Source organism: Roseburia sp. 831b (assembly GCF_001940165.2).
Classification (GTDB): Bacteria; Bacillota; Clostridia; order Lachnospirales; family Lachnospiraceae; genus Roseburia.
The window spans coordinates 2,847,290-2,860,108 of sequence record NZ_CP135162.1 but is presented as its reverse complement, the minus strand read 5'-3'; the positions used below and the strand labels follow the sequence as shown (position 1 = coordinate 2,860,108).

Genomic DNA, 12,819 nt, shown 5'->3' with positions numbered 1-12,819 from the left:
AATGTATCAGAATATAAGTGATTGGGACCGTATGATAGCCGGAAAGCTTTACAATGCAGGCAGTGCAGATATTGTAAAGCAGCATCTAGCCGGAATGTCCCGCTGTGACCGGTTTAATCGAATTCCTGTAAAGCGTACGAAATCAAAGCAGCGTGCTTTGGAAAAATTGATACCGTCCGCTAAAGGAAAAGAACTGGGGGTTTTTGCGCCATTTTACTGTGAATATGGCGTCAATATCTTTGTAGGTAAGGGGTGTTTTGTTAACTACAATTGTACTTTTCTTGATGTGGCACCGATTACGCTTGGAAATGGTGTCTGGATTGGCGCTAACGTAACGCTTGCAACCCCGAACCATCCGTTTCTCTCCGAGGAACGTCTTCCTGCCGATTACCCGGACGGTAATCACGATTTGGAGTATTCCGCTCCTATCACCATCGAAGATGGCTGCTGGATTTGTTCGAGTGTCACAATTTGTGGTGGCGTCACCATTGGAAAAAACAGCATCGTAGCCGCTGGTGCGGTCGTAAACCGCGATGTTCCACCAAACAGTATTGTGGCCGGTGTTCCAGCAAAAGTGCTTCGCGAAATTGACGAGAATGACCGCATGCATGTGTGGGATACTTATGTAAAAAATGAAATGCCTCTTTCGGCAAGAAAAGGGCGTGTGAAAAAACGAAAGTTTTTTCATGCGTCCTTTTTATTATGGATACAACAGTAGTTATATTTCATAAAACGTGTATAATTCCCCTTACCCCATAAGAAAGGCTATTATGGAATCCTATGCGGCTGTTACATTTTTTTCATGTTTATTGTGATATTTATAAAGATTGTGTCCAATAGAAACAAGAAATACTTCAAGCAGGACAGATTTTATTCCTCTTCGGACAATTCTTTTGTACCAACGGTCGTTTTTTATGATACCAAATGTGCCCTCTGCCTGGATGGATCTGTTCATCCTCAGAAGTGCTCCCTGGATACTTTCGAGATTTCCAATCACTTCCTGATGCATCGCTGTAAGTTCACGGTTAATCCGAACGGTGCGGTTTTTATCTGTCTTTTTACAGTGTTCAGCGTATGGACATCCAGAACAGTCTTCACACTGGTATATTTCTTCCTGGCGTCCATACTTGTTTCCCTTTACGTTTTTACGGTACTGAAGATAAAATTTTTTCCCATTTGGGCAACGCATGATTCCGTCTTTCCCGATTGGGAAATTTACTGCACGAAATGGATCTTCTTGATACTTTTTGTCAGTAGTCTCTTTCTTGAACATGGGAAACTTCATATATTTTTCCATTCCATGCTGCTCACAAAAGATGTAATTGTTGTAAGAACCATATCCGGCATCCGCTACTGGATACTTCGGATAGAAGCCATATGTAGTATAAAATTTGTTCATCAGCGGAACAAAACAATCCATATCTGAGCGGTACTGATTTACATCAACAACAGCAATGTACTCATCTGCAACACCGACCTGTACATTATAAGCCGGAAGCAGCTGGTCATTTCCCATGTAGTCTGTCTTGATTCGCATAAAAGTAGCCGAATGATCTGTTTTTGAGTAGCTGTTGCGGTCTTCTCCACAGATCCTGATTTTTTCCACGTATTCTTCCAGCTTGGCAGCATACTCACTGAGTTTCTCATAATGGCGCTGCTGCGTGGTTTTTCGATGTCCCCTGCCATGAACAAACATCGTTTTATCCATCTGCCAGGCTTTTGCATACTGTTCTGCGGCTTCTTTCAGATACTCTGGTGCATATTCACTATTGATACAAAACTTTATACCGGTACATGACAGTTCCTCATTGATTTCCTGAAAGAGTGTTGTGATTTTATCAAAGAGGCGGTATCTGGATTTTTCTGTTGATTTTTTCCATACCCAGGAGTATTTATTCGCATTTGCTTCAAATTTGGAGCCATCGATATATAGATGTTGGAGGTCCACATGTTCTGTCTCGAAGATTTTTTTGTTTATGTCCTGAAATATATCTTCAATGGAATCAGCAATTACTTCGTTAATGAAGTAGCCGAAGGTGCGGTAAGAAGGTGTTTGATGATCCATGAGATACATGAAGCGGAGATTGACTTTGCACTGATCCTCCAGCTCACGCAATGATATATAGCCGTTCTCCATAAATCCGAACAAAACTGTCTTCAGCATGCTGACCGGGTCATATCTGAGTCTTCCTGTATGATGTTGCGGAATATTTTTCAGATATTTCTCCAGTTCGATTTCTCCCATAAATCTGTCAAATGTCAGCACCGGATCACAAATGTCCAGATAATCTTGAATTAGTATTGGCAAAACTGCCTGTTTTGGGTTAGAATAGATTATGTTATTAATTTTCATGGTAAGTTAATTATAACACAAAGAAAGACCTTGAGTTCATTGCAAAACTCTTGGTCTTTCTTTTTTATGCGGGACTATTCTTTTTTCACAGCCCCTTCTCTTATATTTTCTGTTTTCATTTCTTGTTATAGCTGAATCCAATACCGTTGTTCAATGGTTCCGTCCTCTTCAATCTCATTTTCGAGGACTCCGCCATTTTTCTGAATGGATTTTGCGGAACCGACATTTTCTTTGTCACAACACATTAAAACTCTATCAATTCCTAACTTTTTACATTCCTTTAGCGCAAGACCAATCATTGCCGTCGCATATCCTTTTCTTCTTTCGCTTGGGCGGATGCCATCTCCGATGTGTCCACCACTTCTTAAAAGTCCCTCATTTAAATAATGACGAATATTGACTGCGCCAACAAATATATTCCGGTCTTTATCCAGGCAAAAAAGTGTGGTGTCCGGCACCCAGCCGTTCGCTGCGCCTTCTTTTATCTCCAAATTTTCAAGATAATAATCAAAATCATGAAAATCATTCCGAAAAATCATCCATGGCGACTGATTGGTGTGATTTTGCTCGATATCTGCTTTCCATTCTGTTAACATATCAAATAATTGCGTCTTGTACTCTGGTGTTAATTTTACTAATTCGATGTTCATTCCAGGCTCCCTTCTTCGCGCTTCTTTTTTCACTAAAAATCGTACTGCTTCCAATATACACTAACATCTCTGTATTTACCATCCCTAATCTTGTAGCATGGCTACATCATACCGAAAGTTTTTGAAAAATATTCACTTCTCTGGTATACATTTGCCCCAAAATATCATGTGCCATTTTGACACCTGAATCCTATAAAATAAAAAACACTCCACCATGGCAGCCTTTGGTTTTGTTACCATACTACGACCATGTGAAGTGTTATATTGTGATTTTATGATTTTGTCATTCTATTATGTATTGTAATGAATCTCTTACTCTTCATCCTTATTGTTTTTCTTTCCTGTCAGAATTGCTACTACTGCAAGAACTGCATTTATCAGACACCATCCTGACCAAACTGCTAAATCTGAGTAACTTCCATAATTGGCAAATCCAACCAGTGCTGCCAGACCAAAAAGAACAATCAGTGCAATATTTCCACCTTTTCCTTTCGCTTTTCGCGATGCAATGGAAACGATACCACCTGCTAACATTAGAACCGCTACCATGACTCCTGCTGTTCCGGAAACCTCTCCATTGGCTTCCAATGCATTTGATAGACCTGCTGCACATGACTGAAATGTGACAATAACAAATAAGATAATTGATAATATACCTGAAACTAATTTCCAAACTTTCATATTAAATTCCTTTCTCGTGCTATTTTTATAGTTCAAATTTGCGCATAAACACGATATCTATATGCAAACAATATTTACACTACTTTGCTGAAAATGTAATCGTGTCAGAATCCGCAATGGTATCATAACTATCCGCATTGTAAATGTGGAATTTGAGTTCTACCTGATCAATCGATTCAATTCCATTATCCTCTAATTCACTAGACAAAATCGTAATATCGTCTATGGCTTTCTTTCCGTCATACACAGTTGTAGAAAAATATGGTGTCATCATGTACCCATTGACAGACATATTATCTACGCTAATGCCTACATTTTTTCCAGATGTGTTTTCAATATAAAGCAAAAATGCAGTTCCCCAAAATGAATTCTCATCTACCGTTTTTCCTACAATTCGAACTCCATTTTCATTGTATAGTTCCATACCTTCATCATTAGGTGTAGTATCCATGTTGGCAAATTCTGACGTTTCAATCTCAGCGTAAACATTTTGGAAAAGATTGTCCCAATTGGAATCATAAGCATGGAAATACATTTCCACCTTTCCAACGGTATCAATTCCTGCCGCTTTTAACTCTGATGAGGAAAGGTACATAATTTCATTTGATTTTTTTCCTGCTGCCACATCTGCACTGAATAAATCTGTTATCATGTAATCATTTACAATAAGTGCATCACACCCGATTGTATAATCCGTATCAGAGTTATTCTCAACAAGTAATTTAATTCCATCACCCATGATGCCGTCTGTCACATACTCGGTAGCCGTAATCTTGATACCATCCTGATCAACAAGTACCTTCTCTTCTATGCTCACATCCGATGAAGTCTGCACAGCGTCAGTATCACTGCCCGTGCTTCCCTCTGTTTTGGCTTCTCCGGTCTCTGTTGTATCTCCCCCTGCAACAATATTCTTTTTTGGGGTGGCACTTGTCCCACAGCCAAACAGCATCGACGACATGGTCACAACGCTAAGTACAAGTGCCAATAACTTTGTTCTTTTTTTCATATACTAAGTCCTCCTCTGTTATTTGTAGGACTATTATAGCATTGCATTTTATTCACCGTTGCCCCCGCAAAGGGGTGAATTTGCAAGAAATTTTGAATTTTTTACTCTTGTACACCACTTGTTTGTAACATGTTCATTCCCTTTTCCATCAACAACTCATTTACCTCAATGATTCCACCTGGGCGTTCCTGAAAAATGAGCATCAGCAATGCATCTCTTGGAATTTTCGCATAAAGCTGTGGCATTTTATATTTTTCCAATGCTCTCTGTGTCTCCTCTAACGTTAATTCTGCCGCATAACAGATTCTCAAAATAATATCTCTTTTGTTTGTGTGCTTTTCCCCGGACAGAAGTTTATAACCATATTTTTCCGGTATGTCAGCTTTTAAAAACACAATTTGTTGTGTGAGTTTTCTTTCCTTGAGCAATCCCTTTATGTATTTGCCAAATGCCTGCTCCTCTGGAAGAATACTGTCTTTTTGCTCTCTGCAATATTTATCAAATTCTGAAATATGTGTCTTTCCAAGAATATCTACAAGCTCTTTTGTCTTTTTTTCATTCATAATAATCTCCATTCCGCCGCCTTCGGCTGGCGGCACAAATAGTAATGAAAGTGTTCCAACTCTCTACACTGTGCTGTAAAATAGTTTGCAAGAAGCTACACTACAAAGCACGGGAGGAGGAGTTGTAATAACTTTCTTCGTTTTAGACAGCATAATAATCAGTGTAAGTTCTGCCTTTTCAAGCACAAATAAGTGGCATCATGAATCCGTACACTAAGAATTGTTTAAGCACCTTAGTTTAATTGTGTGGCAGTTCAGTCAATGGCTTCTTATCATTCACGAAAGGAGTCTGACTATGAAAGTTACTTATCAAACCTGTTGTGGTATCGATGTTCACAAATCTTTTCTCGTTGCCACAATTGTAAAAACCACTGGTGGCATTGAGCCTTCTTACCAAAAGAAGCGCTTTTCCACCTTTAACAATTCAATTCTTGAATTCAAGCAATGGCTTCTCGACAATGATTGCCATGATGTCTGTATGGAATCCACAGGTAAATACTGGGTTCCTGTCTTTAATCTTCTGGAAGATGAGATCAATGTTGTCATTGCCAATCCCAAGTGGGTAAAGGCTGTGAAAGGCAACAAAGATGATACCAAAGATTCTAAATGGATTGGGGATTTATTCCGTCTCGGACTTGTCAAAGGCAGCTATATCCCTTGTAAGATAGTCCGTATTCTCAGGGAATACACTCGCTATCGTTACAAGCTTGTTTCCTGCCGTTCAAGTGAAAAGAATCGATATCAGAATGCTCTTACTGTCTGTAATGTTGCATTAGATTCTGTTGTTTCCGATATCTTTGGGAAGTCATCCATGTCCATTATCGACTATCTGCTTGAACAATCGGGTACATCCATTAACCACGAAGAAATCGCATCTAAGCTTCTTCGGAGCCTCAAATCCAAAGAAGATGCTGTTATAGAATCCGTCGAAGGATATCAGATGACTGATGCCCAAAAATACCGTGTGCGCCTCGTCCGCACACATATGGATTATATCACAGCAGAAATCAACGATGTTGATAAAATGATAGAAAATATGATTTCTTCTAATCCTGATTTTGAAAATGCTGTCCAGTTCCTCTGTACCATTCCGGGTGTCAAACGTGATAGTGCAATCACTATCATCTCCGAAATCGGTACTGATATGTCTCAGTTCTCAAGTTCCAAACGTTTATGTTGCTGGGCTGGTCTTACACCAGGCAGCAATGAATCTGCTGGTAAGAAGAAATCTGTTCGGATTACACGTGCCGGTGTCTACCTCAAACCTGCATTAGTACAGTGTGCTCATGCAGCCGTAAAATCTGACAAATCTCCTTACTACAAAAAGAAATATGAATCACTTGTTAAACGTCGTGGCAAGAAAAGAGCCATTATCGCTATTGCCCGTATGATTCTTACTGCCATCTACCAGATGCTGTCTACTGGTGAGCAGTGGAATCCGAGCGATCTTTACAAAATCGATATGCCTGTAGCTCTTGTTGAAAAACAAAAGGCAAAAGCTATCAAGCAAGCCAAGAAACTATTGCAACGGGAGGGAATACTTCCTCCTGATGAACCATTAGCTTCTTAATCTAATTCACTATATCTATAACACTCTAAAAAGTTGCCTGATTTAGACAGCTTAGTAAAGTGCGCCCATTTATGGCTGTCCTCTACTTTCTTTCACACTATGCTCCTATCTTGCGCTGTTTTTGCGCGCTGGTCTCCATTCTGTTATACTAGTATTGATAACTAAAATTTATTGTGCTATTTCAAGCACGTAACGATATATTTTCACGAAAGGGCTGCAAGCAAACCATGGACGATTACAAAATTATCTCCACCTTAAACGAAGAACATAAAGTATATCTCGTACAATCCGAATTTACCAACCAGGTTTATGTACAAAAAATTCTGGACGTCTACAATATTCACGTCTACGAGCATCTATATCAGAATCCTATCGCCGGTATTCCCCGCATTATCGACTTTTACGAGCAAAACAACACACTTGTCGTCATCGAAGAATACATCAGCGGAACCTCCCTACAGGAAAAAATAGATCACTCCGATCTTTTTATATCGGATATCAAAGATTATATGCTCATGCTGTTCAACATTCTAGAATCTTTGCACGCTATGAATCCACCTATTATCCATCGTGACATAAAACCATCCAATATTATAATTACAAGTTATAATTATGCTGTACTTTTAGATTTTAATGCTGCAAAACAGTTTTCTAGTGATGCTCCATCCGACACGGTCCTTCTTGGCACTCCAGGCTATGCTGCTCCAGAACAATACGGGTTCGGTTCCTCCTCTCCACTGACTGATATTTATTCCCTTGGAATTGTATTAAAGGAAATGATGGAAAGTCTTTCCGGCGCAAACAGTAGTTTTATCAATGTTTACCAGTTAATTATTAATCGATGCACACAGCTGTCTCCAGCTGCAAGATATCAGTCAGTTGCAGAACTAAAAAAAGCAATTCTGGAAATGACGGGTAAAAAATCTGTTCTTCCCTATACAGAACATAAACGTTCCATCATTAGTAGCGAATTGTCTAAAAAAGTTCTGCCTGTTGACAAATCAAGATTTCTTCCGCCCGGCTTTCGTTCTATGACGCCTTGGAAAATGGTTCTTTCTTCCATGGTATATCTTTTCATGATATTTATATGCTCATCTGTAGAGGTTGAAAATACATACGGTACATTGCTTTGGCTGAACAGAATATTTATGTTTCTTGTTTTTATGTTCCCTGTTTTTTGTGGATTTAATTATCTGAATATCCAGAATATTTTTCCTTTATGTAAAAGTAAGCAGCCTATCATACATTATCTTGGTATTATCTTACTCGATATCGCAGGCATGTTTTTACTTATGATTCTGCTCTTTATTATCGAGTCAGTCTGCTTTCCAGGTTAAAATACAACTTTATCATAACACACAAAAAAAATCCATGTTCCCACCGCTTTGGTGAGAATATGGATTTTTTTTACCTTATATACGCATGAACCTCCCAGAACAGACTTAGCGCTGTTAGAATATCATGTGCCTCCCATTTTGCACTTCTTTTCTGAAAAGTACCTTTCCACGGGAAATCAGCAGGTGCCTCAAAGAAATATCCCTCTGTTAAATTGAGTTCGCAACTGTAATGGTCTGCATACGGATAAGCTGTTTTATTTTGATAATCGCGAAAAGCATTTATCATGCCATCATAGATAATAGGAAACGTTTCTTCTTTTTCCGGTTCCCAATTTTTTGCTTTATCTTTTACCGTTATGCATGACACATTTGGCGACAGTTCCCGTGCCTCTTTGTGTGATGCCGCACATCCAATATTGGCGATATACGGAACACCAGAAAAACACATGACGCTCTCCCCGATTTCCGCAATGTGAATACCGTTTACATAAAATGATTCCAGCGGTGGCGTATGAATGGTATGTGGAAAATATGCATTTTTTTCACCATTTCTGGCATGCTGTCCAACGGTCACAATTCCGTATGGTTCTATCCCTGCTTGCCCTCTGATTCTGTGCCAATGCATTTCTCTGTCAGGAAGGTCAAAAACACGGACAATGGATGGCAGCTTTTCCAACTCAACATTGAATTCGCCGCATCCCGCAAAATGCATATCATATAACAGTATGTCATCTATTCCCATTTCCATGGCAGCCTTACACACCGCCAGAACATCACTCGTAATACACGCCCTTCCATAAGAACGCCACAATGTGTTTTGTGGATATATTTCCTCATGCAGACAAGCTTCTTTGTTTGACTCAAAAATTCCGCTTGCCCCCTCCATATCTGCAATTACAATCAACTGTCTCATCTTTTACTCCTTCATCTGCATCACATCGTTACTTCATAACATGTTTATTTCAATTCCATATTGATTGACTTCTCCGTAAAACCATATTTCTTATACATTTCATACGCTCTTTGATTCCTGGCATTTACCTGTAATTCAATCGTATCACAGCCTTTTTCTTCTTTGAGTTGCTTCACCTTCTCGAAAAATTTATGCCCAATACCTTTTCCACGGTAAGCTTCATCCACTGCCATTGTACTGATAAACAGAACATCTTTTGTTACCTGCGAAGGACTCTCCACATGGCGTCTTAGCACTTCCAGGACACCTACCACACGTTCGCTATCTTCCGCCACATACCAGTTATCCTCTTTTAAAATCTCTTCAAACATTTCTTTTGTAATCAATGGATTCGCTGGCTTGTATACATCCGGTCTCCAATTCACGTGAAGCTGCTGAACCTGATCCATAATATTTGAAAATCTATCGTAATCCTGCCGTTTTACCGGTCGTATTTTTATATTCATGCGTTCCTTTTTCCTTCCCATATCATGACATAGTCTTTTTCATTCGTATCCTCGTCGAGGCTTTCACCTTGAATTTCAAAACCTTCTCTTTGGTAAAAACGTATTGCACGCATATTTTTCTGGTACACATTTAAACATAACGTTTCTTTTTTATCTTTTATAAAATCGAGCAAACATTTTCCGATTCCCTGCGACTGTACCTCGCCTGCAACAAAAATGCCTTCTATGTATTCTTCACTTAAGCCTATGAAGCCCTGTATTTCCTGCCCGCTCTCATACACATAAACCTCTGCCTGCAACAATAGTTCTTTTACCAGTTCAAAATTATCTTTCCAATATTGCGCCGGAATGAAATCGTGCGCTTTTAGATTGCTGTCCAGCCATATTGCCGCGACCCTATCTATATCCGTTTTCTGTAATTTTCTAATCATAATAAACATCCATTTTCTATTTTCATATCCATGATTTCTTTTGCACGCTGCAACACCGGTAGTTCTCTGTTTGCAATAAGCGTTCCAAGTCTCGTGTTTGACCTCATTTTATATTCGTGGACAGCTTGCTCATATGTCAGCTTTAATGTTGATAAATGAAAACGCTGGATTTCGTCCTCTGTCAGATTTTTCTCCCCAAATGATTGAATTTTGCATAAGAAATAATTGTTGATGTTGTGTCTGTGAATCCGGTTATAGTAATCACTGACTACCCCGATTTTACAGATTACTTCCACTTGTACACCTAGTTCTTCCTTTAGCTCACGCTTAATCGCAGAGTTCAAATCCTCACCGGCCTCGACTCCTCCGCCTGATGTTTCAATTAAAGTAGCTTTTCCAAAATCATCATCTCTCTGGACTCTTACAAAATAAAACCAGCCATCTTCGTCATATACAATTGCCCGCGCGATATTTCTATCGTTGTCTGTATATTCATAGTCCCACTGCGTATCCTTTAAGTCTAATCTTAGTTCTGCGTTCCTGCTCATTTTTCGCTGCTCCCTTAATTTTGCAAACTTTTTTTTCCATTATAGTTTTATTATATCTGTTTTTTCCTATAACCTCAACCTATCCAGACCTTAACGAAAAAAGGGACAACGCTGTCATGTCGTTCTTATTCCAAACGACATAGCTTGTTGTCCCTTCTTTTTCCTATTTCTTCTTATTTATTCATTTGCTGCTTTTTCACGCTCCAGCACACGGATGAGTTCTGGTAGAATTTTCCCATTGCGGTATTCTTTTGCAATCTCGATTCCACGGTCCGGGTAGTTGGTAATCATGGCTTCTACCTGGTTCTCGCAGAGCATCCGCATGTATTTTTCCTCATTTACTGTCCAGACATGAAGTTTCTTTTTGGCCTTTTTACAATCCTGGATAAAATTTGGATATTGCAGGTTGTAAAGCGCCGGATGGAGAGCATCTGCACCAACTACATAGGAACAGTAGCTGATTGGCGAAATAATTCCATCACTGTAAAGCATTCCGGTCTCTGCGGTTTGGTCTAATTCCTTGATTTTCTGTACCGTATAGTGATTGAACGAAGAATAAATCACGCGGTCTTTTAATCCCATTCGCTCTGTCAAATCGAGCACTCGTTCCTCAATCTCCGGGTAAAAGACAACACCGCTCTTGATTTCCACATTGATGGTCATATTTGTCGTCTTTATCCACTCATAAACTTCTTCTAATGTTGGTATCTCCGCATGAATATATTCCGGATGTGTCTTATTGAAATTAAATTTACGCAATTTTGCAAATGTATAATCTTTCACCCAGCCGGTTCCGTTGCTGACACGATCAATTGTCTCGTCATGGATTACGACCAGTTCACCATCTTTTGTCATCTGAACATCTAACTCGATGCCGTCTGCTTCCATTTCGTAAGCCTTTCGAAAGGCTTCCATTGTATTTTCCGGGGCATATCCGCTTGCTCCACGGTGTGCCCAAACTAATGTTCTCTCCATTTTTTCTTCCACCTTTTTTTATACTTTACGCTATTTACTGCATTATCATAACGTTTCTATGTAAAATAATTGGAAAAGGTTTTGTAAAGAATAGGTAAAACTTATCGGGACAATATAAATGCTGCCAGCAAAAGCACCAACAGGAAAATAATATTTGCCACTGTAAACCAAAGAAAATAGCGTTCCTTTTTCTCATTATACTGATGCGCATAGATTTTATAGGAAATCAGACTTGCCATCGATGCAATCAGTGTGCCAAGTCCGCCAAGATTGACCCCCACCAAAAGCCCTTTCAGATTGTCGGTAAATCCTGATAGCAACAACGTTGCTGGCACATTACTGATGACCTGGCTTGCCAGAATGCCTATCAACTGCTCGTGTCCTGCCACCATCTGCTGCAACCCACTCTGGATGGACGGAATCCTTCCCATGTTTCCTGTAAAAATGAAAAAGCTGATAAACGTCAGCAACAAGCAATAGTCCACGTTCTTTAGCACATCCCGGTCGAGTACAAGCACCGCAAGAAAAATGAGTGCCAAAACCAGATACCATGGAATCATTCTTCCCACCACAAGAAGGCTTAGCAGGAAAAAAATCGTGTAAATCGTTATCTTGCATTTAGAAGATATCCTCTGTGATTTGCCTCCTGTCATGAACTGCTTTCCTTGTAACTCTTTTTTCTGAGATACCTCTTCCTCATTTTCAATTACAACTGTAATTGTTTCTTTCTGGCGCCCCAGCAATAACACGCCTGCCAAAAGTAAAATCCCGGATGTTACCGTATAGGGCAGCATCACCTGCACAAATTCCCCTACGGAAAAACCGCCAAACTGGTACAAATACAGATTTTGCGGATTTCCAATCGGCGTTAACATGCTTCCAAGATTTGCTGCAAGGGTCTGCAATACAATCACCGGTATTAACAATTTTTCCTGCTTACAACTTTTTAAAATCAGCATCGCAAACGGAACAAATGTCAGTAATGCCACATCATTTGTGATAAACATGCTAAAGAAAAAGCAAAGAAATACCAGAACTGCGGCAAGTTGCACTGTATTTCTTGTCTTTTGCAATAACCATTTCCCAATTTTTTGAAAAACACCATGCTTTTGAAAGCCTGCCATAATATACATCAGGCTTAATAAAATGCCAAGTACTCTCCAGTCAATATAAGAAAAATATGCTTTATCCGGTCTTACCCAAAATGCTGAAATAATTGCTAGTATTGTCGCAACCACCAGCACGGTCTCTTTTTTGATAAACGTAAAAACTGCCTGTTTCAT

General features: G+C 39.4%; 14 protein-coding genes. 3 read left to right on the top strand and 11 right to left on the bottom strand.

Going from position 1 to position 12,819, the window contains the following annotated elements; translation table 11 throughout:
• The first annotated feature begins 1 nt into the window (after nt 1).
• Nucleotides 2-718, top strand: a complete 717-nt coding sequence (locus BIV16_RS13245; RefSeq protein WP_075680206.1) for a sugar O-acetyltransferase — start codon at nt 2-4, stop codon at nt 716-718.
• 60 nt (nt 719-778) lie between these two features.
• Here the strand turns inward: BIV16_RS13245 and BIV16_RS13240 are convergent, their stop codons facing one another.
• From BIV16_RS13240 to BIV16_RS13220, 5 genes are all read right to left on the bottom strand, one after another.
• Nucleotides 779-2,353, bottom strand: a complete 1,575-nt coding sequence (locus BIV16_RS13240; RefSeq protein ID WP_075679506.1) for an IS1182 family transposase — start codon at nt 2,351-2,353, stop codon at nt 779-781.
• Between the two features lie 125 nt (nt 2,354-2,478).
• A complete protein-coding gene (locus BIV16_RS13235; protein ID WP_075680207.1) occupies nt 2,479-3,003 on the bottom strand; it encodes a GNAT family N-acetyltransferase in 525 nt (174 codons plus the stop codon).
• Between the two features lie 312 nt (nt 3,004-3,315).
• Nucleotides 3,316-3,684 (bottom strand): hypothetical protein, encoded by a 369-nt coding sequence (locus BIV16_RS13230; RefSeq protein WP_075680208.1) that lies wholly within the window; start codon nt 3,682-3,684, stop codon nt 3,316-3,318.
• A 79-nt stretch (nt 3,685-3,763) separates the two neighbouring features.
• Nucleotides 3,764-4,693 carry a hypothetical protein gene (locus BIV16_RS13225; protein WP_075680209.1) on the bottom strand — a complete coding sequence of 310 codons (930 nt, stop codon included), beginning with the start codon at nt 4,691-4,693 and terminating at the stop codon, nt 3,764-3,766.
• 101 nt (nt 4,694-4,794) lie between these two features.
• Nucleotides 4,795-5,256 carry a hypothetical protein gene (locus BIV16_RS13220; RefSeq protein WP_075680210.1) on the bottom strand — a complete coding sequence of 154 codons (462 nt, stop codon included), beginning with the start codon at nt 5,254-5,256 and terminating at the stop codon, nt 4,795-4,797.
• A gap of 295 nt (nt 5,257-5,551) precedes the next feature.
• Here BIV16_RS13220 and BIV16_RS13215 point away from each other — a divergent pair, with 295 nt between their 5' ends.
• Both BIV16_RS13215 and BIV16_RS13210 read left to right on the top strand, forming a co-directional pair.
• Complete coding sequence (locus tag BIV16_RS13215) at nt 5,552-6,826, top strand: IS110 family transposase (protein WP_075680211.1); 1,275 nt, start codon at nt 5,552-5,554, stop codon at nt 6,824-6,826.
• A gap of 227 nt (nt 6,827-7,053) precedes the next feature.
• Nucleotides 7,054-8,163, top strand: a complete 1,110-nt coding sequence (locus BIV16_RS13210) for a serine/threonine-protein kinase (RefSeq protein WP_075680212.1) — start codon at nt 7,054-7,056, stop codon at nt 8,161-8,163.
• A 70-nt stretch (nt 8,164-8,233) separates the two neighbouring features.
• Here BIV16_RS13210 and BIV16_RS13205 read toward each other — a convergent pair whose 3' ends face one another.
• The 6 genes from BIV16_RS13205 to BIV16_RS13180 form a co-directional block, all read right to left on the bottom strand.
• A complete protein-coding gene (locus tag BIV16_RS13205; RefSeq protein ID WP_075680213.1) occupies nt 8,234-9,076 on the bottom strand; it encodes a M55 family metallopeptidase in 843 nt (280 codons plus the stop codon).
• A gap of 44 nt (nt 9,077-9,120) precedes the next feature.
• Entirely contained in the window at nt 9,121-9,582 is a 462-nt protein-coding gene (locus tag BIV16_RS13200) for a GNAT family N-acetyltransferase (protein WP_075680214.1), read from the bottom strand.
• Complete coding sequence (locus BIV16_RS13195; RefSeq protein ID WP_075680215.1) at nt 9,579-10,013, bottom strand: N-acetyltransferase; 435 nt, start codon at nt 10,011-10,013, stop codon at nt 9,579-9,581. The genes BIV16_RS13200 and BIV16_RS13195 overlap by 4 nt, the downstream gene beginning before the upstream one ends.
• Nucleotides 10,010-10,561: an NUDIX domain-containing protein gene (locus BIV16_RS13190; RefSeq protein ID WP_075680216.1), complete on the bottom strand. Its 552-nt coding sequence runs from the start codon at nt 10,559-10,561 to the stop codon at nt 10,010-10,012. The genes BIV16_RS13195 and BIV16_RS13190 overlap by 4 nt, the downstream gene beginning before the upstream one ends.
• 177 nt (nt 10,562-10,738) lie before the next feature.
• The gene (locus BIV16_RS13185) at nt 10,739-11,536 is read right to left on the bottom strand and encodes a glycerophosphodiester phosphodiesterase (protein ID WP_075680217.1); all 798 of its coding nucleotides are present in this window, start codon (nt 11,534-11,536) and stop codon (nt 10,739-10,741) included.
• A gap of 101 nt (nt 11,537-11,637) precedes the next feature.
• Nucleotides 11,638-12,819: an SLC13 family permease gene (locus BIV16_RS13180; protein ID WP_075680218.1), complete on the bottom strand. Its 1,182-nt coding sequence runs from the start codon at nt 12,817-12,819 to the stop codon at nt 11,638-11,640.

Coding starts and splice junctions, on each gene's coding strand:
- BIV16_RS13185 (WP_075680217.1), bottom strand. CDS start 11,536: ATGGAGAGAACATTAGTTTGGGCACACCGTGGAGCAAGCGGATATGCC.
- BIV16_RS13210 (WP_075680212.1), top strand. CDS start 7,054: ATGGACGATTACAAAATTATCTCCACCTTAAACGAAGAACATAAAGTA.
- BIV16_RS13195 (WP_075680215.1), bottom strand. CDS start 10,013: ATGATTAGAAAATTACAGAAAACGGATATAGATAGGGTCGCGGCAATA.
- BIV16_RS13180 (WP_075680218.1), bottom strand. CDS start 12,819: ATGAAACAGGCAGTTTTTACGTTTATCAAAAAAGAGACCGTGCTGGTG.
- BIV16_RS13215 (WP_075680211.1), top strand. CDS start 5,552: ATGAAAGTTACTTATCAAACCTGTTGTGGTATCGATGTTCACAAATCT.
- BIV16_RS13235 (WP_075680207.1), bottom strand. CDS start 3,003: ATGAACATCGAATTAGTAAAATTAACACCAGAGTACAAGACGCAATTA.
- BIV16_RS13190 (WP_075680216.1), bottom strand. CDS start 10,561: ATGAGCAGGAACGCAGAACTAAGATTAGACTTAAAGGATACGCAGTGG.
- BIV16_RS13245 (WP_075680206.1), top strand. CDS start 2: ATGTATCAGAATATAAGTGATTGGGACCGTATGATAGCCGGAAAGCTT.
- BIV16_RS13240 (WP_075679506.1), bottom strand. CDS start 2,353: ATGAAAATTAATAACATAATCTATTCTAACCCAAAACAGGCAGTTTTG.
- BIV16_RS13230 (WP_075680208.1), bottom strand. CDS start 3,684: ATGAAAGTTTGGAAATTAGTTTCAGGTATATTATCAATTATCTTATTT.
- BIV16_RS13220 (WP_075680210.1), bottom strand. CDS start 5,256: ATGAATGAAAAAAAGACAAAAGAGCTTGTAGATATTCTTGGAAAGACA.
- BIV16_RS13205 (WP_075680213.1), bottom strand. CDS start 9,076: ATGAGACAGTTGATTGTAATTGCAGATATGGAGGGGGCAAGCGGAATT.
- BIV16_RS13200 (WP_075680214.1), bottom strand. CDS start 9,582: ATGAATATAAAAATACGACCGGTAAAACGGCAGGATTACGATAGATTT.
- BIV16_RS13225 (WP_075680209.1), bottom strand. CDS start 4,693: ATGAAAAAAAGAACAAAGTTATTGGCACTTGTACTTAGCGTTGTGACC.